The 20387-nt window shown below is 58.3% G+C and carries 21 protein-coding genes and 1 pseudogene (1 of these 22 cut by a window edge); 15 read left to right on the top strand and 7 right to left on the bottom strand.

Annotated elements, in window-relative coordinates; genetic code table 11:
- Positions 1-6 precede the first annotated feature (6 nt).
- The 4 genes from HZC36_05215 to HZC36_05200 all read left to right on the top strand — a co-directional run bounded on the left by HZC36_05215 (position 7) and on the right by HZC36_05200 (position 5584).
- On the top strand, positions 7-1101 hold the full coding sequence (locus HZC36_05215; protein MBI5706371.1) for a type IV pilus twitching motility protein PilT: 1095 nt from the start codon (positions 7-9) through the stop codon (positions 1099-1101).
- Positions 1088-2293 carry a type IV pilus twitching motility protein PilT gene (locus HZC36_05210; GenBank protein MBI5706370.1) on the top strand — a complete coding sequence of 402 codons (1206 nt, stop codon included), beginning with the start codon at positions 1088-1090 and terminating at the stop codon, positions 2291-2293. The genes HZC36_05215 and HZC36_05210 overlap by 14 nt, the downstream gene beginning before the upstream one ends.
- Before the next feature lie 133 nt (positions 2294-2426).
- Positions 2427-5099, top strand: coding sequence for a tetratricopeptide repeat protein (locus HZC36_05205; protein MBI5706369.1), 2673 nt, complete (start codon positions 2427-2429; stop codon positions 5097-5099).
- Positions 5100-5140: 41 nt separating this feature from the next.
- Entirely contained in the window at positions 5141-5584 is a 444-nt protein-coding gene (locus tag HZC36_05200) for a hypothetical protein (GenBank protein ID MBI5706368.1), read from the top strand.
- Positions 5585-5784: 200 nt separating this feature from the next.
- Here the strand turns inward: HZC36_05200 and HZC36_05195 are convergent, their stop codons facing one another.
- The gene (locus HZC36_05195) at positions 5785-6174 is read right to left on the bottom strand and encodes a hypothetical protein (protein ID MBI5706367.1); all 390 of its coding nucleotides are present in this window, start codon (positions 6172-6174) and stop codon (positions 5785-5787) included.
- 191 nt (positions 6175-6365) lie between these two features.
- Here HZC36_05195 and HZC36_05190 point away from each other — a divergent pair, with 191 nt between their 5' ends.
- The 10 genes from HZC36_05190 (at position 6366) to HZC36_05145 (ending at position 14021) form a co-directional block, all read left to right on the top strand.
- Entirely contained in the window at positions 6366-6641 is a 276-nt protein-coding gene (locus tag HZC36_05190; GenBank protein MBI5706366.1) for a hypothetical protein, read from the top strand.
- Positions 6642-6723: 82 nt separating this feature from the next.
- Positions 6724-7683, top strand: a complete 960-nt coding sequence (locus HZC36_05185) for a hypothetical protein (GenBank protein ID MBI5706365.1) — start codon at positions 6724-6726, stop codon at positions 7681-7683.
- 191 nt (positions 7684-7874) lie between these two features.
- The gene (locus HZC36_05180) at positions 7875-8435 is read left to right on the top strand and encodes a hypothetical protein (protein ID MBI5706364.1); all 561 of its coding nucleotides are present in this window, start codon (positions 7875-7877) and stop codon (positions 8433-8435) included.
- 73 nt (positions 8436-8508) lie between these two features.
- On the top strand, positions 8509-9459 hold the full coding sequence (locus tag HZC36_05175; protein MBI5706363.1) for a hypothetical protein: 951 nt from the start codon (positions 8509-8511) through the stop codon (positions 9457-9459).
- Positions 9456-10136 carry a hypothetical protein gene (locus HZC36_05170; GenBank protein ID MBI5706362.1) on the top strand — a complete coding sequence of 227 codons (681 nt, stop codon included), beginning with the start codon at positions 9456-9458 and terminating at the stop codon, positions 10134-10136. The genes HZC36_05175 and HZC36_05170 overlap by 4 nt, the downstream gene beginning before the upstream one ends.
- Positions 10137-11207: 1071 nt before the next feature.
- Positions 11208-11594 (top strand): hypothetical protein, encoded by a 387-nt coding sequence (locus HZC36_05165; GenBank protein MBI5706361.1) that lies wholly within the window; start codon positions 11208-11210, stop codon positions 11592-11594.
- Positions 11595-11643: 49 nt separating this feature from the next.
- Positions 11644-11808, top strand: coding sequence for a hypothetical protein (locus HZC36_05160; GenBank protein ID MBI5706360.1), 165 nt, complete (start codon positions 11644-11646; stop codon positions 11806-11808).
- A 67-nt stretch (positions 11809-11875) separates the two neighbouring features.
- Positions 11876-12769: a hypothetical protein gene (locus HZC36_05155; GenBank protein ID MBI5706359.1), complete on the top strand. Its 894-nt coding sequence runs from the start codon at positions 11876-11878 to the stop codon at positions 12767-12769.
- Positions 12739-13698, top strand: a complete 960-nt coding sequence (locus HZC36_05150; protein MBI5706358.1) for a hypothetical protein — start codon at positions 12739-12741, stop codon at positions 13696-13698. The genes HZC36_05155 and HZC36_05150 overlap by 31 nt, the downstream gene beginning before the upstream one ends.
- A 173-nt stretch (positions 13699-13871) precedes the next feature.
- The gene (locus HZC36_05145) at positions 13872-14021 is read left to right on the top strand and encodes a hypothetical protein (protein MBI5706357.1); all 150 of its coding nucleotides are present in this window, start codon (positions 13872-13874) and stop codon (positions 14019-14021) included.
- Here the strand turns inward: HZC36_05145 and clpX are convergent.
- From clpX to HZC36_05115, 6 genes are all read right to left on the bottom strand, one after another.
- Positions 14018-15307 carry an ATP-dependent Clp protease ATP-binding subunit ClpX gene (gene clpX / locus HZC36_05140; protein MBI5706356.1) on the bottom strand — a complete coding sequence of 430 codons (1290 nt, stop codon included), beginning with the start codon at positions 15305-15307 and terminating at the stop codon, positions 14018-14020. The genes HZC36_05145 and clpX overlap by 4 nt on opposite strands.
- A 12-nt stretch (positions 15308-15319) precedes the next feature.
- The gene (locus HZC36_05135) at positions 15320-15904 is read right to left on the bottom strand and encodes an ATP-dependent Clp protease proteolytic subunit (GenBank protein MBI5706355.1); all 585 of its coding nucleotides are present in this window, start codon (positions 15902-15904) and stop codon (positions 15320-15322) included.
- 67 nt (positions 15905-15971) lie between these two features.
- Positions 15972-17258, bottom strand: coding sequence for a trigger factor (tig, locus tag HZC36_05130; GenBank protein MBI5706354.1), 1287 nt, complete (start codon positions 17256-17258; stop codon positions 15972-15974).
- Positions 17259-17461: 203 nt separating this feature from the next.
- Positions 17462-18379 carry a hypothetical protein gene (locus tag HZC36_05125; GenBank protein ID MBI5706353.1) on the bottom strand — a complete coding sequence of 306 codons (918 nt, stop codon included), beginning with the start codon at positions 18377-18379 and terminating at the stop codon, positions 17462-17464.
- The gene (locus HZC36_05120; GenBank protein MBI5706352.1) at positions 18376-19101 is read right to left on the bottom strand and encodes an NTP transferase domain-containing protein; all 726 of its coding nucleotides are present in this window, start codon (positions 19099-19101) and stop codon (positions 18376-18378) included. Before HZC36_05120 ends, HZC36_05125 begins: the two co-directional genes overlap by 4 nt.
- Positions 19098-19892, bottom strand: a complete 795-nt coding sequence (locus HZC36_05115) for a TIM barrel protein (GenBank protein ID MBI5706351.1) — start codon at positions 19890-19892, stop codon at positions 19098-19100. The genes HZC36_05120 and HZC36_05115 overlap by 4 nt, the downstream gene beginning before the upstream one ends.
- Positions 19893-20018: 126 nt before the next feature.
- Between HZC36_05115 and HZC36_05110 the strand changes: the two are divergent.
- A pseudogene (locus tag HZC36_05110) lies at positions 20019-20387 on the top strand (hypothetical protein) (it continues 33 nt past the right edge of the window).

Here is a 20387-nt window from a genome sequence, read left to right as displayed (position 1 = left end):
GTACCTTTGAGCCTCACGATTGACGATCTGCTGCGCGACCTCGTGGACAAAGAGGCTAGCGACCTGCACCTCAAGGCAGGCGAGCCTCCCTTCATGAGGATTCACGGCGAGCTTCGGCGCGCCGACTATCCGCCTGTGCCCGAGGAGCAACTGCGCGCCCTCTTGCTGGGCATCCTCACTCCCGAGCGCAACAAACGTCTGCACACGTTCAAGGAACTGGACCTCAGTTACGATGTTCCCGGGCTCTCCCGCTTCCGCGTGAACATGTTCTGGCACAGGCACAGCCTGGGCGCCGTGTTCCGCGTTATCCCCTTCACCATCCGCACGATTGACGACCTGCAGATGCCTGAGGTCTGTAAGCACCTCTGCATGCTGCCGCGCGGATTGATCCTGGTGACGGGGCCGACGGGCTCCGGCAAGAGCACTTCGCTCGCGGCGATGATCCATCACATCAACAGGGCGAAGCGCAGCCACATCATGACGATCGAGGACCCGATCGAATACGTCCACAAGGATCAGCAAAGCATCATCAATCAGCGGGAACTGGGCACCGACACCCATTCCTTCGCCGACGCTCTGCGACACGTGATGCGCCAGAACCCAGACGTGATCCTGGTCGGCGAAATGCGCGACCTTGAGACAATCCAGCTCGCGATCACGGCGGCTGAAACCGGCCACCTTGTGATGTCCACGCTCCACACCGTGGACGCGGCACAGACCATCGACCGAATCGTGGACGTTTTTGAGCCAGACCAGCAAGCGCAGATACGCACCCAGCTCAGCGTGACCCTTCAGGCCGTAATCTCACAGACTTTGATCCCAACCAAGGATCAGAAGGGCCGCGTGGCGGCGTTTGAAGTGTTAGTGGCTACGCCATCCATCCGCACGCTTGTCCGCGAGGGGAAGACCCACCAGGTCTACCTGGACATTCAAACGGGGGCGAGCTTGGGCATGCAGACCCTCGACGGCAGCCTCATCGAACTCCTGAAGAAGGGCCTGATCGATTATGAACACGCCCTCGCGAAGACGTCGAGCCCTGCGGATTTTCAGCGCCGTTGCATGAATCTCGGACTTGTGGAGGTGGCCCTTGCTCCGCATTGAGCCCTTCCTCAAAAAGTGCGTCGAGCTCGGGGGCTCGGATCTGCACGTCAAGTCCGATACCGGCAAGCTCTACTTCCGAATCCACGGGGACTTGGTCGAGGTCGAGGAAGCGCCTCACTTCGACGGCGACCAGTTCTTCGAGGCCCTTGGGTCTCTTCTTCGAGAGGACCAGGCCGAGAGATTCAAGCGAGAGCTTGAATTGGACTTTGCTTTCGAAATTGAGGGCTATGCCCGCTTCCGAGGGAATCTCTACCAGCAGCGAAGCGCGATTCAGGCGGCGTTTCGCGTCATTCCCTACCGCATCCAGACGATGGAGGAGCTCAACCTCCCCGCCGCATGTTTCGACTATATCGAGCGCCCGCGCGGACTTGTGCTGGTGACCGGGCCAGCGGGCTCGGGCAAGTCAACAACGCAGGCGGCGATGATCGACCGCATCAACCGGACGCAGCCGACGCACATCGTGACCGTCGAAGATCCGATTGAGTTCGTCCACGGCGACCACAAGGCGCTGATCAACCAGCGTGAGCTCGACGTGGACACCAACAGCTTTGCCAACGCACTCAAGTACGTGCTTCGTCAAGACCCCGATGTGATTCTCGTCGGCGAAATGCGCGACCTTGAGACCATTCATCTGGCGATCACGGCGGCTGAAACCGGCCACCTCGTTTTTGGGACCTTGCATACCGTGGACGCCGTCCAGACCGTGGACCGCATCGTGGACGTCTTCCCTATCCACCAGCAGCAGCAGATTCGCATGCAGCTTTCGGTAAACCTGGTCGGGGTCATTTCGCAGACCCTGGTCAAGCGCTCGGACGGCAAAGGGCGCGTGGCCGCGTTCGAATCACTGGTGGCCACGTCGGCGATCCGCAACATGATCCGCGAGAACAAGACCTATCAGGTCGGCTCGATGATCCAGACGGGCGCACGCCAGAAGATGCAGACCTTGGACCAATCGCTGGCCTACTTGGTCGAGAAGGGCCAAGTACATTACGACGACGCGCGGTCCAAGGCCAAGGACGCCGGCGAATTCGATCGTCTTGTGGCCCTAAGCAAGACCGGCAAGGCGTATCGGCCCGGGCAGGGCCACGACAAGCCGGAAGGGGGCGTGCCGGACGATGAGGCGCCTCCGGAGGAGCCCAAGGCAAAAGGTATTCGCGGCCAGCCATTCCGCGCCGCCTTTCGTAGGGAGTAGGGGCCGGGTTCCGAAACCACCTCTCCATCTGTGGGAGAGTTCGGTGAGCGTCAGCGGACCGGATGAGGGGGATGATTCTCGCATCGCCCGACGCTCGTCCCGCCTCGCGATTTTCCGCGTCCCACGACGTTCCATGGCAAAATGGGCGAACTGGGCCAAGTTCATGCCTAACTTCACTTCAAATAGCGGTGTCGTTGTGCTCTTCATGTCGGATGTGGAGGGCAGCACCAAGCTTTGGGAGCAGGATTCTGAGGCCATGGCCTCGGCCATGGCGGCGCACGACGCAATCTTCGATCGGCTCCTTCCTGAGTTCAACGGGACTATCCTCAAGGAACGGGGCGAGGGTGATAGTCAATTTGCGGTCTTTTCGAGGCCCAACGACGCCATCGAGGCCGCAATCGCTGTCCAGCGAGCCATCGGTGGCATGGAATGGCCGACGAAGACTCCGATCGCGACTCGCATTGCCCTCCATGCCGGGGACCCTGGCCTCAGGGACGCCGACTTCTACGGCCCTTCCGTGAATCGGTGCGCGCGGCTTCGCGCCATTGGCCACGGCGGCCAAATCCTTATCAGCCATGCTTTGGAGCAGCTCGCCCGAGACGGACTCTCGCCGTCCGTGACGCTTGAAGACCTGGGGGAGCACAAGCTTCGCGACCTCTCTCGGCTTGAAAGAACCTTTCAGGTTAAGCATGCTGCTTTGGGACAGCGCTTTCCGCCGCTAAGGTCGGTGGACATTCGGCCCAACAACCTGCCCGTCCAGTTGACCAGCTTTGTTGGGAGGGACGCCGAGCTGCACGCCGTACGCGATCTCATGGGACATCGGCTCCTGACCCTCGTGGGCGCCGGAGGATCTGGGAAGACAAGATTGGCCTTGGCCGCCGCCGCAGAGACTATCGACGAGTTCCGCGACGGCACCTGGTTTGTGGACCTTGCGCCCTTGCCCGCCAGAGCAGACGTGGAAACACGAATTGCAGATGTCCTGTGCACTCCGTCGGCTGCAGACTCACCTGCCGAACGCTTGCTCTTTGAAACCAGGGGCAAGCAGCTTCTGCTCGTCCTCGACAACTGCGAGCACGTTCTGGAACAAGCCGCCGAGTTCTGTCGCGCTTTCTTGGCCAATTCCAGACAGTCTCACATACTGGCGACGAGCCGCCAAGTCCTGAATGTTCCCGGTGAGCAAAGCTACTTGGTGCCAGGAATGGCGTTGGCAGGGGCGGCCGAGCGAGGTCTTGCCTCTAGGCTCTTGGCCTCGGATTCTGGCAGGTTGTTTGCCGAGCGAGCCCATGAAGTCGATCCGGAATTTCAGATTGTTCGTAGCAATGCTGAGGCCATCTCGGACATATGCAGGAAGCTGGACGGCCTGCCACTGGCGATCGAGCTCGCCGCCTCTCGTGTCAGGGTCATGACCCCGAGTCAGATTCAGGAGAGGCTCCAAGATCGATTTCGACTTCTCGCAGGCAGGCAACAAGGACCTGACCGGCATAGAACCCTATTGGCCACAGTGGAGTGGAGCTACAGCCTGCTTCCAGAGTCCGAGCGCGTGTTGTTTTTGCGGCTGGCGGTGTTCCGCGGCGGATTCAGCTTGGACATGGCAGAAGACATTTGCGGAGGCACTGGCGTCGATGGACCTGTCATCGACCATCTGCAGGGTCTTGTGGAGCGCTCGATGGTATTGATGGAGCATCGAGCACCCAACCTCAACCGCTTTCGGATGCTGGAGACGCTGAGGGAGTTCGCGCACGAGCGCCTTCGGTCCAGTGGCGAAGAAGAGGCTTTGATCGGTCGGCTCTGGGATTGGTTCGATCGCTTGACGGCCGGCTTCGCCGGACCCACAGAGCACCAGCCTGATGCGGCCAGCTTCGACCGGATCGAGCAAGAATTCGACAACCTCACGTTCGCGATGCACGCCACCCTATCGCGGGGGACCGACCACACTCCTCAGCTCGAACTGCTCTACCGCTTATCCCTCTTTTGGATTCAGCGAGGCTACACTTCGGTGGCCCGAACCTGGTTGGAAACAGCTCTAGATTCGAGTGGCGCCGAAGCCCAGCTAAGGGTCCGGTCCATGAACTTGCTCTCGATCCTCGCCATGCGCGAGTCAGATTTGGATCGGGCTGGGGCGGGGTTCAGGGAATGTGTGCCGATTTGGAAGGAACTTGGAGACAAGACGGGCCTCGCGGCTACGCTGAGCAACCTGGGAATGGTCGAAAGAGGGAAAGGACACACCAGTGAGGCCGCAAAGGTCCTGTCCAAGAGCGTGGCGCTCTTCAGGGAGCAGGGCTTGCGCCGGCGTCTTGGAAATGCCCTAATCAACCTGGGGTGGGTGCTGTCCGACTCAGACGACCCCGAAAGCGCCAGGGCTCCTTTGGAAGAGGGAATCGAAATTGCGCAAGAGCACGAGGACCATAGTGGAGAATGCCATGGCCATGCCAACCTTGCCAAGCTCGAACTCCTGGAAGGACACCTGTCAAATACTCTCGACCACCTTCAGCGGTCCTTTGAAGCCGGACTCAGGGCCAGGGACGTGGCCGGCATCTGCAGTGCTCTCCTGACCTCGGCGGAGACGCTCACCACGCTGGGCCGGGTGCCAGAGGCAGCAGAGGCGTTAGGAAGCGCACAGCGGGCAGCACGGGATCTGGGCGGCTCTCAGAGCCCTCCCGAACGCAGGCGATTGGAGAACCTGGAGGCCAACCTCAGGATGGCTTTCGGTTCTGACGCCTACGAAGACGCAAGGTCGCTTGGTCTCGCCCACAGCCCCGAACAGGCGGCCCATTGGATGGCAAATCTGATCAACACCTTGACATAGTTGCCGCTTTCCACTATGCTCAGGCCAAGGGGGAAATCACTATGCCTGATAACCCGGGGCACAAAAAACGAAGAATCATCATCTGCGATGGAATTCCCATTCCGCAGGTACCACCACACAAGATCGCAGGGGGCGAAACGAAAACGTGGGACCTCGACCTGTCGCTTTACCATTTGCGCGCGACCGGGGGCCAAATCAAAGTGGACTACTACCTCTGCTTTGAACCCATACCTAGAACGCTCCTGCCACCTCCAACCGTCCGGTTGAACGACCTGATCCCTCCCGCCTTTCGAGCAAACACGATCATCGTGCCGGCTGGAGCGAGGACTGCGCCGCTTACGGTTACGGCGGGCACAGTGCCTGGCGCGCATTACGTGCTGATCGTGGTGACCGCAGAAGGTCGGAGCGATTTCATGCGCCTGAAGGTTCGTGGGCCTGCGCTTCGAAACAAGAAGGGCAGAAAGCGCATCACGCCGAAGAAGTAGGCGCTGAGGGTCCAGCGGCATTCTTGATTCGCTTCTGGAAACAGAAAAGACCGCCGCCCCTTGGCTATAGGGCGACGGCAATGGCCAGGATGGGGCCAATCCAGGATTCAGGTTCGCCCACCCCAAGGGGCCGGCAATCCAGAAAATTGTGCGGGACCGGTGGGAGCCAAGACCCTCGGCCCCGGCTCACCCGACATCCCCTAGGCTGCTTTACGGACCACCTGGGTGGCCGGCGCCTGCCATGCGATCTCGCGCGGCTCGAGCATCAGCTCCTCGCGCCCTTCCAGAATAGCCTGGATGCGCTCGGTGCACTGCGACACCATCGCGTCCTCGTCCTGAACGATGGAGACGATCTTTGCAGCCCCGTTTGCGAAGCAGAAGTCCTTCAGATCGGCGAGCACGGATCTCGTGTCGAGATCGAAGCCCTTCGCTTTCGCGTAATCGAGCACGAGCAAGAAGGGCTTGTGTTCGAGCGTCTCGATCACATCAGCCAGTTCGTCCTGCAACACAGCCATCTCTTCGGCCGTCACACGGCCACCCAGGCTGGCCTCGACTCGTGCTTCATCTTCCATCCAAGAAATCAAATACATCGTGGTTACCTCGCCCCCGCAACAGTTGGGCAACGCCTCCTCATGGAGTCTCTTTCCGTGCCGGGTGAAAGGGCATGCCCGTAATCCGTCCAGCCAGCATCGCAATCCGGTATTTGGATGGGGAGTCTTGGTACCCGAGGGCGCCCCCATCTCCACAGGCGGGAGAGGGTTCGTGAACGAAGTGAACGGCGGTGAGTGGGCGCGTGATGGTGACGATGGGCGCGGCAGGAGGAGTCTCGACCTACGGTTACGACAGCAACGGAAACGAAACGAGTGTGATTGAACCCAGCGCCCAGGTCACCATGTCGTATGATAAAGAGAACCGTCTGATAAAGCATGAGCAGAGCTCGGACGGCACGGTGGCGACATATACCTACGACGGCGACGGCAAGAAGAGGATGGAACTGGTGAACGGAACCTATGCGACCCTGATCTGGGACGGCGAGGATTACCTCGGCGAGGCTTGATGTGGCACTAAGCAAACGGTACTACACATTGAACGGACAGCTGGTGGGGGAACGGGCCACCGGCGGAGTGAGGACCGACTACATGGTCGATGCCCTGGGCTCGGTGGTGGGCACCTCCAACAAGGACAACACCGTCAACAGGCGGTACCAATACAAGCCGTACGGCACCCGACTCAGTGCCTCTGGCACCGGGTCCGACCCCAGGTTCCAATGGGTCGGATCCCCAGGCTACCGGACCACCGACAGAAGCCACTCTAGCCACTACGTCAGAGCGAGGCATTACAGCCAGGAAGAGGGCAGGTGGACGACGGTGGATCCGTTGTTGCCAATACGCATAATCACTCCCTACATTTATGGATCCGGTGACCCGACAAACAACGTTGACCATGAAGGACTCTGCGACTGCAAAGTGATTGTGCGCCGGCGTACTTTCAGCTCTCTAGCTTGCGCTAAGGGCGGCAATTGGGAGATAGTTCAGACGGGTGGCAGTGATTCTGGCTATGGAGAGGGAACAGTTGATCCTTGTCGCAAGTGTATGGCGATTCCATCGCCTGGTTGCGTACCTGACTCAAAGTGTCGGTGGATGTGTTCGGGCTCTCAGACTGTTTGGGCCAAACAGAGACACGTGCGCACTAGTTTGAACCCTCTTCGATACGAGTTCATCACTGAATGTGGAACGTCAAAGGATGACAGCGGTTGCCCGGCCCCGATTGACTGGCAGAACATGCTACTCACGATTATTGGCATGATCCCTGGCGGCTCAGCTACAGGTGACGTTGGTTCGATTATCAAGGATATCCTCGGCACCGCTGCCCCCGGCTGCAATGAACACATACCACTCAAACAAGGCAGGCCCGTTTCCTACATCGACAAGTCCGGCAAGCGAAGGTACTGCAATGAATGGGAACTCTACACAAGTATCGACCTGCGATATTCATGTTGCGATTGTCCAGATATCACTGTAATTGACCCGGGGAATTCTGTCATTACGTTTCCTCCTCTTCATCAAGAGTTTATTCTTCCTCCCAAGAAGCAGCGTTGATCATTCTGGAAAGCCGACCGAAACACTCAGATCACATGTTAACGTGCAGTGTAGTTCAAGGGCCGAACATGGGCAATAGGCGATATAGAAGTCGGGTAGCTACGAAGTGCGCCATATTCTTGGTGGTAACTTGGGTTGCGTGGATATCAAGTTCGTGGTGGCTCTTTCCAATCCTTAGGGCTTCGAACTCGATGGGCCCCGGCATCGTGATGATCCGCATTAGCTCCTCTTGGCAGAGTCGGACACTCAGAGAGGTAAAAAATGGTGATGTTGCGAACCGGCAGTTTGCAGAGAGGCTGGTAGTAGCTTCAGGTTCTGCCGAGATTGCCAAGGGACTGCGAACTGCCATCGAGAAGAAGGGACGCGGTCCTGAGCTGTCTCGTGAGCGCTTAGATTTGGCAACGGTCTTGGGTTCAATGGGGAGGGTCGCCGCCCCGGAAATAAGGGCGCTTGGTCAGCAAGAGAACCCCACCTTGGACCATGCCGCGGCAATCGCAACGCATGAATTCTGTTTTCGGTTTCCCCTTGAAGCTGAAATCTTAAAGGACGTGCTTTCAAGTCTCCTGAAGTCGCAAGACGAGAATACGCGTCAAGTTGCTCAGAATGCAGTCAACTGGACTGCCTTCGCGTTTTCGTCAGGAAATGCGCCAATCGTAACCTCAAACGAGCAAAGCCGGCAGTTTAGGGAGTGGATCATGGAAAGGGCACAACTGAAGGACATCGGAGGAACAAACAAACGGATGGAACCTTGAGGTTGTCGCCACAATGGGGCTCCCGTAGTAGGTGCCTCTATTCGGCAACCGGAAAGTTCACGGAAATTGACCCTTGGCACTAAGCAAACGGTACTACACATTGAACGGGCAACTGGTGGGGGAACGGGCCACCGGAGGCGTTCGCACCGACTACATGGTCGATGCCTTGGGCTCTGTGGTGGGCACTTCCAACAAGGACAACACCGTCAACCGAAGGTACCAATACAAGCCGTACGGCACCAGACTGAGTGCCTCGGGAACAGGATCTGACCCCAGGTTCCAATGGGTCGGCGCTCCAGGCTACAGAATCACGGACAGAAGCCACTCCTCCCATTACGTCAGAGCCAGACATTATGCTCAAGAGGAGGGCAGATGGACGACGGTGGATCCACTGTGGCCGATCAACATTCAATACGGATATGTTGAGAACAGGCCTCTGAACTTCCTCGATCCATCCGGTTTGTTACCGCAGATATCCCCAAGCTGTGCTTCCGGCTTGCCAAGTGACCACTCCGCAAAACTGAAGAAGTGCGTGCAGTCGCTTTGTGATGCGCTTCACGATCCTAAGAAGATGCACGATATCAGGCAGTGCGCAATCCGAAATGGAATTCCAGCTCGCGACCTTTTCGGGTGCTTGACAAGATTCTGCTCCGGCTCTGGCAGAGTTGTTTGTGAGCAATGTGATCGCAGTATCCCGTGGCAATGCACCTATGTCGAAGGCTACTACCGCTGCAGGCATCAATGTGCCACCAAGACGATCTTTGTTCCTCCTTGTGGCAAAACCAGGTGCGAAGGCGAGTTTGTTGCATCGTCCACGATAGTCATTTGCACATACTGGTTCAATGGGTCGTACCGAAGTCAATGCAACTGCGAGGACCCGCCATCGCTTCCTTGTGCGGGTAACCCGAACTCGACTTTGATCCATGAGTTCTTTCATGTTTGTGGTCGCTGTGACTCTGGTGAGCATGACAAGGCCTTTGACAGGGCAGCGAAGTGTGTGATGGGGGTGTTGGGCTGCAAATGACCAGAAACACTGTACGGACGGCAATTCTAACTTTGATCGCTCTGCTTGTGTGTAGCTGCGGCGGTGGCCCTGGACACCTTGCGAAACTCCAGTCTGAGCTTGAGGAAAGAAACAAGGCGTCCGCGAAGTCTGGCGCTCGGCTTGAACTCGAGTATGGCAAGGACGCACAATTCAGGATTACGCTCACAAACGAGAGCGGCGGTAGCTTAAGGGTGATCAGGCCCTCGTGGCACTATTCAATCGCCTTGCATTTCTTCGATTCCACAGGGGCTGAGCTGAGTCCAGAGGTCTTGGAAGTGTTAACGCTTCCTCGTCCAAACGAGGCCTCGATAGCGCTCCTTGAGGCTGGCGAGAGCCTTGGCACGACCATAGAGCGAAAGCACATTCAATCTGAGTTCCGTGTACCTCTCGACTGCGAGTATGTTGCCGTGACCTACCACCCTTCGGAGCTCTCCTTGGAACCGGCAAGAGGCATGAGGCTCGACCTCGTCGAAAGTGTCCTTTGGTCAAACCCGGTACAGTGGCAGGTAATGGTTGGAACTGTCTCAAAACTCAGGGACGAACGTGCTCGCGCAACCTTTACCTGCGACGGCGACGGAAAGAAGAGGCTGGAACTGGTGAACGGAACCTATGCGACCCTGATCTGGGACGGAGAGGATTACCTCGGCGAGGCTTGATGTGGCACTAAGCAAACGATACTACACATTGAACGGGCAGCTGGTGGGCGAACGGGTCACCGGCGGAGTCAGGACCGACTACATGGTCGATGCCTTGGGCTCGGTGGTGGGCACCTCCAACAGGGACAACACGGTCAGCAGGAGATATCAGTACAAGCCCTATGGAACCCGACTGACCGCCTCCGGCTCAGGAGCCGACCCGAGGTTCCAGTGGGTGGGTACGTACGGTTACCGTATTACATCTGGTCTGCGGACTCAATATGTTCGATCTCGCACGTTGGATATCGAGACGTCGCGATGGAATAGCAAAGATAAGCTCGTAGATGTTCTTCGCTCTATCGGCCCGGGAAATGTGAACCCCGGCTTGTGGGCAATCATTATCAGTAACACTTACGGCTATGTAAGTGCGAACCCAGCCACCCTCATTGACCCGCTCGGCTATGTTGGCACTTCGTCTGAACACGGTTTCCATTTTCCAAAAGTGAATCCACCAAAGGGCAGTATGACTGGATGCGCCAACTTCAGCTGGCCGTTCATCCTCCCCAAGCCTTGGACAGCATCTATCTTTGGAAGTACTTGTCTGACCTGCTATGATACTCATTGCTGCAAGCCACCTGCAACAGCTTCCAAGTGTCTTACAATGTCCGTCGGTGCCAGCTTTGGTGCCACAATAGGCTGGGGAGACTTTCTTGGCATTGGAGATGTTAAGCGCACAGTTGGAATGGTGATTTCGACGGTAACGAGCATTGTTGGTGGAGGGATATCCGCGGGTATCTCCTGTGGCCAACCAATGCCCGGGTGTCCCTCCAAACAAGACGAGGGCCACTTTAAGCTGTGCCTTAACGCTTGTTTCATGTTCATCAAGCTCGGTGGCTGTTGGACAATTGGCCAGACCATCGATTGGGGAGGCACGGCAGGTTGGTGCGGCACACCATCGGTGACTGCAAGCCTAAGCTATGAGCGGAAGAAATGCGATTAGAGTTTTCTTATCGGAGTCCGAAGCTCTTGTGCATTGGGTGCCTGCTTCTTCTCACTCCGGCGCTACCTGTCTTGGCAATCTGCACAAGTCAATTGCCCGTAGAAGCACTGGGTTGGAGTGCATTTGCAGTTGTTTCTGCGATGAGCGCCGTTTTCTTCTGCTACGGGATCCGTACGATCAAACAGTATGCTTTTGAGAAGATCATCATTGATGAAATGGGCATATCATGGATCGACCTACACGGACGAGAACGAGTTGGTGCAAAGTGGTTCGAGGTGCACGCTATGGAATGTCGAACTAGTCCGGGAAGCGAGTTCAGCGGTTCCTGGGAAATTCAAACGGATAAAGGGAACGTGGCATTTTCTGAGCTTATTGAGCGAAGTGCCGAGTTGGTTCGGGAGGTTGCAGATCGGATCGGTATGGAGGAACAGTTTGATCGGCGGTTGCGGGGACGTATGAAAGGTGGTGAAGTGAGCTGAAGTTGACACGCGACCGGATCGCGAAGAAGAACCCAGCACAAGAGTCACCATGTCGTATGATAAGGAGAACCGGGAGGTCAAGCACGAGCAGAGCTCTGACGGCACGGTGGCGACGTATGCTTACGACGGCGACGGAAAGAAGAGGCTTGAACTGGTGAACGGAACCTATGCGACCCTGATTTGGGACGGCGAAGATTATATCGGCGAGGTCTGATGTGGCATTAAGCAAACGGTACTACACATTGAACGGGCAGCTGGTGGGAGAACGGGCCACCGGCGGAGTGAGAACCGACTACCTAGTCGATGCCTTGGGTTCTGTGGTGGGCACTTCAAACAAGGACAACACCGTCAACAGGCGGTACCAATACAAGCCGTACGGGGCCAGACTCAGCGCTTCTGGCGCCGGGTCCGATCCCAGGTTCCAATGGGTGGGCGTCCCCGGATACAGGACCACGGACAGAAGCCATTCCACACACTACGTCAGAGCCAGGCACTATTCCCAGGAAGAAGGCCGGTGGACGACGGTGGATCCGCTTTGGCCGGACGTCTACGCCTACACGTATTGTGATGTCAGACCAACTGCCTGTATTGACCCAACTGGCCAGGATGGCATACCGCCGTCTCCAAAAAACTGCTCCTACTATAAAGAACTCTGCGATAAAGGCTACATATTAGCGTGTAATAGTTACTATGCATGCCTAAACTCTGGCAATAGCGCTGCAGCCAACTGTGCTCGACAATGCCTTCTGGAAAGACTACAAGCAAGAGTTAAAAAGCACATCCCTTTGACGTGCCAGAGCTGGATCATCGACCACAATGTCTGTTTTGCTAGGTGTGGCTACTCGAACCCATGCACCAATGATGAAACTCTTGGGCTCCTTTGCGACAACCTCTTCAAACCTGGCGGAGAGGTAAGGATTGGCCCACTGGGAAGCTGGAAGGTAAGGTGCTCGTGGTTGTTGGAACACTTCTGTAGCTGGCCTACGCCATATCCCAACTCGGGGATTGAACCTCCGCCTGGCAAGCCTTGGAAGCCGGGTGACGAATCGAAAGGTAGGCTAAAGCCAAAAGTTGAGATGTGCCCATTCCATCACACTTTGGGCCCCAGTGATCCAATAAGCCTACTCAATGAGCTATTATGGGAATGCTTGATCACAACAGAATTGGTGCAATAGTCATTGCTTTCGCTTTATGTGGTGGCTGCAGAGATACCGGCACAATCATGCCTGAGAAGAAATGGAAAGCCCATATGGGCCATATTGCTGATTTCTGCTTTAGTGGCGACGATGCGATTGCAACGTCTGGTGATTTCGACGACCTGACTTTAGCCAAGTGGACTTTGTCGGGAACACTCAAAGAGAGGACCTCAGTTAAGAGCCGTGTTGCTGGAATGTGGTTTGCGACCCTTGGGCTGTTCATTCTCGGCGACGACGACGTTCTGAGGCGGTTGGTCGGCAGCGCATACAAAGTAGTCGCGAGCGTGGCACCGGCAGTACTGCAGCCCGCGGATGTTGATGTAGACGGCAGCATTGTGTATGTGAACCCTTCTGATGAAATCGTCCTTCTTCCAAAAGGGGATGCGACGAAGCGCCTGAAGATCGCCATCCCTGGATTCTCACCTGAATGCGTCGCCATCGACGGAGATCTGATCGCGGCCTCCGATTCGACGACCGCCTACATCATGGAGTCTCCCGGCAGAAAGCCTCGAAAGGTGTATTCCGGATCTGCGATGCTCGCAATGGCGGTGGACAATGCGCATCGGCGGTTGCTGCTGGGAGAGTCTGATCCGGGGAAAGGGTCCCAACTGGTGATCTGCAGCCTCGATGGCGCCGGCGTCAAACGGTTTCCATGCTTGGGAAGATCGGTCGATCGGATCCGCTGTCTCGACAACTACGTCCTGTGCCGGGTACAGCAAGATGTCGGGGTTGAAAGGGGGCATTCCGTCCAATGCCTGAACACGAGTACCGGCCAGTGGTCGGAGCCCTTCAAGACCACGCCTGGGTTTCTGGCCTTGAATGTGAGCGCCGGCAAAACGAAGATCGCGATCGGAGATACCAGTGGCTATGTCCAGATATATTCGGCTACATCATTAGGCAAGCATTAGGTTGCAAAGACCCTGCGAGTGGCAGATCAATCCGGTCCATAGTGGCGCTTACCACGCCCAGTGGAAAGGCATGGTCTGCGAGGACCACGGTCTGGTCAGATTCCAACGTACTGGTCTGCCCCCCAAATCGGAAGACGCTGAAAGAGTAGTCCTCCCGTCCCTTGGGAGGAACCATGAAGAAGTCGAGATTCAGCGAGGAGCAGATCGTTCGGATCCTGCAGGAGGCTAGCTCCGGCCAGAAGTCGCAGGCTCAGATCTGCAAGGACTGGTCTACCCAGGCGAGACGCCTGGGCTACAACCGGCTTGAGAAATCGGATTGCTAGGAAGCCTGCTGGATCATGTCTTCCGTCAGCAGAATGGGGGACTTGCCGCCTTCAAGAATGCCCTCGGGCAAGACCACACGCTTGACCTCCAGAGAGCTCGGGACCTCGTACATCACGTCCATCATCACCTGCTCGATGATGCTGCGCAGGGCGCGGGCGCCGGTGCCGCGTTTGAGAGCTTCCCTAGCGATCTCGTTGAGCGCTCCGGGCTGCACGATCAGCTCCACATTGTCCAAGCTGAAGAACTTGCCGTACTGCTTGAGGATGGCGTTCTTCGGCTCGGTCAAGATGCTGACCAACGATTCCTCATCGAGCGGCTCGAGCGTAGTGACCACCGGGAGCCTGCCGATGAACTCGGGGATCAAACCGAACTTGAGCAGGTCCTCTGGGAGCACGTGCCGCAGCACGCTGCCGTCGCGCTCTTTCTTGCCTTCCGGCTTGCTCCGGAAGCCGATGACGTTCTCCTTCATGCGGCGCCGGATCATGTCTTCGAGCCCCTCGAACGCTCCGCCGCAGATGAACAAAACGTTTTTCGTGTCGAGCTGGATGTACTCCTGCTGCGGGTGCTTGCGCCCGCCCTGTGGGGGCACATTCGCTAGGGTTCCTTCCAAAATCTTGAGGAGGGACTGCTGGACGCCTTCCCCGCTCACGTCACGTGTGATGCTCGGGTTATCCGACTTGCGGGCGATCTTGTCAATCTCATCCACATACACGATGCCCCGCTCCGCGAGCTTGCGCGCGTTGTTCGGGTCCATCGCCTCGGCGGTCTGATAAAGCCGAAGCAGGATGTTCTCGACGTCCTCCCCCACATAGCCGGCCTCGGTGAGCACCGTTGCGTCGGCTATGGCGAATGGAACGTTCAGGAGCCTAGCGAGTGTCTGGGCCAGGAGCGTCTTCCCGCTGCCGGTGGGACCGACCAAGAGGATGTTGCTCTTTTGCAGTTCGACGTCGTCCACACCCGGATCGCGAACGCGCTTGTAATGGTTGTAGACGGCGACCGAAAGCGCCTTCTTGGCCGAGTGCTGGCCAACCACGTAGTTGTCCAAAAAGTGGACGATGTCCTTGGGTTTCGGGACGTGCTCCTTGGTGTCCGATGGCCTGCGGAACGAGCGATCAACGGCCGCAGCCGCCATCTCCGGCCGATCGGGGTCGGACTGCAGGATATCGTTGCAGAGGTCCACACAGTCGCAGCAAACTGCTCCGTGGAGACCCACGATCAGCTTCCTGACCTGCTCTTTTGCCTTGCCGCACAAGCAGCACGTGTCGCGCCTTTCCAGTCTGGCCATGCGTTCTCTCGCTTACCGTTCTCCGGGGGCGAGAACTCGGTCCACGACCCCATATTCGACCGCCTCGTCGGCGCCCATGAAAAAGTCTCTGTCGATGTCCTTCCTAATCTTATCTTCGGCGACGCCGGTGTGCTTCGCAAGGACTTTCAGGATCATTTCCATGTATTTGTTGGTTTCGGCGACTTGGACGTTGATGTCGGCCGCTGTGCCGCGAAAACCGCTGGAAACCTGATGGATCATCACTCGGGCGTGCGCCAAACAGCCGCGCTTGCCTTTGGCTCCGCCGGCAAGCAGAACGGCGCCCATGCTTGCGGCCATCCCAACGCAGGTCGTTGCCACGTCAGCCTTGATGATCTGCATCGTGTCGTAGATCGCCATGCCGGCCGAAACCGATCCGCCCGGGCTATTGATGTAAAAGTCGATGTCCTTGTCCGGGTCTTCCTTTTCGAGGAAAAGAAGCTGGGCCACGATGAGGTTGGCGACGTAGTCGTCGACCTCGGTCCCAAGAAAGATGATGCGGTCTTTAAGCAGTCTCGACCAAATGTCGTAACTGCGCTCACCGCGCGCTGTTTGCTCGATTACAAAAGGTACGCCCAAACTCTCCACAGCTCCTTATTTAACGTCGTAAGTATCGGTCGAAAGAACCGGGTTCACCAGGTTCAAACTAGTCGTCGAGCCGAACCTCTTTCAAGTTCGCATGTTCCCTAAGAAAATCTGCGACTTTTCGGTTGACGGCCCGGAATTGAATCTCATCCAAGGCGTTGTTCTTTTTGAGCTGCTGGAACAGTTCGTCCGGCGTGATGCCAAACTCCCGAGCCATGGCCACGACCTCGCGGTTCAGGTCGTTGTTGTCCAGCTTGAGCTCCTCCTTGCGGAAGATTTCCTGGATCACGACCGCCCGTTGAACGTGCATTTTGGCCTCGTTTCGCAGGGCTTCCTTCAGGCTCTCAGGGGTCATGCCGTTCTCTTCTGCATACGCCTCGATGGTCGTGTTCTTCTTGCGCTGCTCTTCTGCGAGCTCTTGCGCCCGCCGATTGGCGACCTGCTCCCACATCGTGTCCGGCACGTGGACCTCGCTCTGCTTGAGGAGCGATTCCATGAGCTGCTCGGTGACATATTCGTCCGCCATCGCCTGCTTGGCGTTTGCGATGCCCTCGCGGACCCGTTCCTTGAGCTCGTCGATGCTTTCGGATCGAAAGGCCTGGGCAAACTCGGCGTCAAGTTCGGGAAGCTTTACCGCGCTGAGCGAGCGCAGCGTGATCTGGGCTTCCTTCGTGGAGCCAGCCCAGTCCTTCTCCTGGAAAGTGTCCGGGAACTCCAGCTTGCCCTTCTTCATCTCCTCGACCTTCATGCCGACGAGCGCCTTGTCGAGGGTCTCGAAGGTCTGGCCCGCCACCAGCATGAAGTTGCGGCCCTCGCCGGTATCGCCATCCACCTTGAGGTTGACCACGCAGACGTCGCCTTCCTGGGCGCCGCGATCGGTGATTTTCTCTTGGGTCGAACGGCGCTTGCGAAGCTCCTCGACTTGCCTGTCGACTTCGGCTTCGGCTACCTCGACCACGGGATTGTCAGCAGAAAGGCCCTTGTAGTCGTGCAGCTTGAGCACGGGATCCAGGGGCACCTTGACGATGAACTCGCATTCGCCTTTGTCCTCGTCGAGGCCCTTCATCTCGACCGAGGGCATGCTGTGCGGCTCCAGCTTCTCCTGTTCGAGCGCCTTCTTGTAGGCGTCGCGCACGATGTTCTCGGCGGCGGCTTCATAGACGTCTCGCTTATCGAGGAGCCCTTGGACCATGGCCTTCGGGGCTTGGCCGGGGCGAAAACCGGGGAGCCGAACGCGCTTGGAAAGGTCGCGGTAGGCGCGGTCGAAGCCGGTCTTGACGGTGTCCGGACCACAGGTGATGGTCAACTGCACGGTGCAGGGGTTCAGTTCTTCTCGTGTGACTTGCATGGTGGGAATCTCGGACCCGTCGATAGGGCGAACTTGGATTTTACCTTGGGGGAGGGCTGAGAGCCGGAAAGGGGGATGCGTTCCGATAAGGCTGAGCTCAGTAGCCGCAGGCTTTGGACTGCGTCCCAATGCTGTGAGGCCGTCACTTACTTCAGTGCCAAGCGCAGGCTAAAGCCTGCGGCTACGGATTCATGTCGTGCTCGCTAGTCGTATCGAACGCCCTCAACCGCCTCGGGCTGGGCAAAAGCCCGATAGCCGCGGGCATGGAGTCGAGCCTCCAGTGCTGCAGGCTCCATGGTCAGCGCAATCACCGTTCCCCCCATACCGGCTCCCGCGAGCCTCGCGCCGAGAGCGCCGCACTCCTTGCAGTCGGCGATCAATTGGTCGATTGCCTCACCAGAACCGCCCATGCCCTTGATCAGCTCTTGGTTTTCGTCGAGCAGGGCCCCAACCAAGCTCCAGTCTCCGTTGACCAAAGCGCCTTCGGCTACGCGTCCTATGTCGGCGATTCGCGAGATCGCCGAGAGGACTTCGGCATCTCCGGCGAGCCAGCGGTCCCGGATCGGGCCGTGCACGCTGCCGCTCAGCCGTTCGACCCCTGTGGTGACCAGTAGGAACGGCAGTTCAGCACAAATGGCCCTCATGCCTGCGTGCGGACCCGGCTCGATCGGGTGCTTGCCCGCGAAATCCATACTCCTCAGCCCGCCAAACACCGTCATATAGGCGTCCTGATAGCCGCAAACAACGCCAGCTTCTTTGAACTCGATGTCGCGAACAAGCTCGGCAAACAGCGATTGGCCATCGCCCGTAGCCAGGTCGGGCGGCTCGTTGCGCGCCTTCAGCACACACGCCAGGGTTGCTGCCAACAAAGCCGTCGAGCCTGCCAGACCGCTGGAACGCGGGACGTCGGAATGCCACTCCACGCGGCACGGCTCAACCGGAAACCGCGCCGTTGCCGCGAGCCACAAGGTCGGGTCCTCGGGGAGCGCCTCGCCCTGCCCGAATGTGAGCGAGCAGGTCGCCCGCATCGGCACCGAACAGCTCACCACGTGTCCGCCATAGATGTCGCTCGGGGCGCCGAGAATCCCGCACCGTCCAGGAGCGCTGGCCCGAATCGTCACTTCCCGAACGCCTCCAAAGCCACTCGATAACCAGTCTCATCGCCGCAGTCGTGCCGGGTTTCCCGTTCGCTCGCAGAAAAGGCGAGGATCGTCTTCCCTTCCGCAAGGCCTGCAAGCAACACATGGGTCAGGTTCACTTCGCCCGGCCCCTCCCAGCGTTTCACCACCTCGTGCAGCGTCTCCATCGCCTTGGCCGAGAACGCGTAGCGCGCATTGACGGCCCAGGGCCCCGGCGCATCGCCCGGCGCGGGCTTCTCGACGATCGACACCACCCGATTCGAGCCTGGCTCAATAGCGGCAACCCCGTAGCGAGAGAGATCTGCTTCGGGCACCCGGCGCACCGAGATCGCCGCCCATGCACCGCCATTCACTGCCTCGGAAAGAGATTCGAGTGGGCTCTCATCCAGAAACACCGAGTCCCCCATCAGCACCATCGCGTCTTCGCGGACCTTGGCACAGTCCACCGCGTGAGCAAGGCCCCGTTGCTCGTCCTGAAATTGCAGGCTTACCGGCAAGTAGCGAAGGCCACGAACGACGGCATTCAGCTCGCTCTTGCTTGGGCCGGAAACCACCACGACCTCCTCCGCGCCCGCAGCGAGCGCCTCCTCGATCACATGGCGCAGCACCGGCTTGCCGGCGACCGGCAGCAGCTCTTTAGGGGCGCCACCCGTCAGAGCGCGCATACGCGTGCCAAGGCCCGCTGCTGGGATGATCGCCTTCACGCGGCATCCTCGAAAAGCTTGCGCGCGGCATCGAGCGCCAGCGGGAGCTCCCGCTCAAAGTCGTCCCAGCGGCATTCGAGTGAGACCAAGCCGTCGTACTCGATTTCCCAAAGCCTCCGACAGAATGCCTGCATCATAGGGTCGTCGGCTTTCGGATAGAACCGTGGCAAATCGCCAAAGTGGACGTGCGCCGGCCGAATGGGGATTTGCTCGATCAGATAGAACTCGCTCGGAGCGGCCAGCCCCGGGTCGCCCTCGCGCATTCCCGCGTCCCACTCATAGAGCACATGGAAGGAGTCCGCGGTATAGCCCGCCCTTACCCGATTCAGGGCGTTTGCCATCCAGCCCAAATCATTGCCCACGTTGGTCTCGGTCCGGTTAAGAGACTCCGGCGCGATCGTGATGCCGTGGTTTCGTGCTCGCTCCTGGATCCAGCTGACCTTTGAAACGAATGCCTCGTTGGCTTTGGAGACGGGGAGACCGGGAGCGGGAGACTTGCGGCTGTTCCCGCTACCAATCACCATGAGCCGCACCTCCAGGCTCGCCGCCCGCTCAAGGGTCCGGTCCACGTAAAGCTGCCAGACCTCGTCGGGTGTAGGGTCTTCGCCAAAAAGTCGGATTTCGCCGGGAAAGAAGAGGTTGGTGGCTCCGATCGGCAGGCCCTCGAACTTCGCGGGCTCCCAGGTTTCCTGCAAGCCGTTGAACCCGACTGCCCCGAGTTCGACATAGTCGGCTCCAAACTCGATCGCGGTCCTAGCTTGTTCCAGCGAGCAGCAAACCCCGAACTTCATGTTCCTACTTTAGCCGGTTGCCGCCCGAGAAGGCACCGTTTGTCGCAGGAACTCGGAGGCTCCTTTTGGCGTGTCATAATTTGGGCTCGGGCGCCCGTGTCGCTTTGGTGGAATCCAAAGCCCAGCATGGATGCGGAACGGGTGCTGCGGGACGGAATCCTGTTTGCCATGGCGAAGAAACGCGCGAAACCCTCAACCTGGAAGAGAGTGCTCGGCGGCGCTTTCTATGCCCTATTCTGCATCTTGGCCCTCGGGGCCGGCGTTGCGGCCAGCATGTTTCGAGAGAGCCCGATGCTCTACAGCGCCTTCAAGTACAAGTTCGGAGGCGGCAAGCCGCAAGACGTCTTCACTTCCTCGACGCTAACGCTGCTGATTCTGGGATGTGACGAAGACCTTTCCTATGGCGGCGCCTCGGTTCTGCGCGCGAACGCGCGCAGCGATATGATGCTCGTGGCCAAGCTCGACTTCGACAAAAAGCGCATCGGGGGCGTCTCC

This window comes from Armatimonadota bacterium, from assembly GCA_016223145.1.
Lineage (GTDB): Bacteria > Armatimonadota > Fimbriimonadia > Fimbriimonadales > Fimbriimonadaceae > Nitrosymbiomonas.
The sequence above is the reverse complement of the archived record's forward strand: the minus strand, read 5'-3'. Positions and strand labels throughout refer to the sequence as shown.

Bases quoted from the DNA above. Each gene is read 5' to 3' on its own strand.
- HZC36_05150 (MBI5706358.1), top strand. From the start codon at position 12,739: ATGCTTGATCACAACAGAATTGGTGCAATAGTCATTGCTTTCGCTTTA.
- HZC36_05200 (MBI5706368.1), top strand. From the start codon at position 5,141: ATGCCTGATAACCCGGGGCACAAAAAACGAAGAATCATCATCTGCGAT.
- HZC36_05170 (MBI5706362.1), top strand. From the start codon at position 9,456: ATGACCAGAAACACTGTACGGACGGCAATTCTAACTTTGATCGCTCTG.
- clpX (MBI5706356.1), bottom strand. From the start codon at position 15,307: ATGGCCAGACTGGAAAGGCGCGACACGTGCTGCTTGTGCGGCAAGGCA.
- HZC36_05115 (MBI5706351.1), bottom strand. From the start codon at position 19,892: ATGAAGTTCGGGGTTTGCTGCTCGCTGGAACAAGCTAGGACCGCGATC.
- HZC36_05195 (MBI5706367.1), bottom strand. From the start codon at position 6,174: ATGTATTTGATTTCTTGGATGGAAGATGAAGCACGAGTCGAGGCCAGC.
- tig (MBI5706354.1), bottom strand. From the start codon at position 17,258: ATGCAAGTCACACGAGAAGAACTGAACCCCTGCACCGTGCAGTTGACC.
- HZC36_05180 (MBI5706364.1), top strand. From the start codon at position 7,875: ATGGGCCCCGGCATCGTGATGATCCGCATTAGCTCCTCTTGGCAGAGT.
- HZC36_05145 (MBI5706357.1), top strand. From the start codon at position 13,872: ATGAAGAAGTCGAGATTCAGCGAGGAGCAGATCGTTCGGATCCTGCAG.
- HZC36_05205 (MBI5706369.1), top strand. From the start codon at position 2,427: ATGGCAAAATGGGCGAACTGGGCCAAGTTCATGCCTAACTTCACTTCA.
- HZC36_05185 (MBI5706365.1), top strand. From the start codon at position 6,724: ATGGTCGATGCCCTGGGCTCGGTGGTGGGCACCTCCAACAAGGACAAC.
- HZC36_05160 (MBI5706360.1), top strand. From the start codon at position 11,644: ATGTCGTATGATAAGGAGAACCGGGAGGTCAAGCACGAGCAGAGCTCT.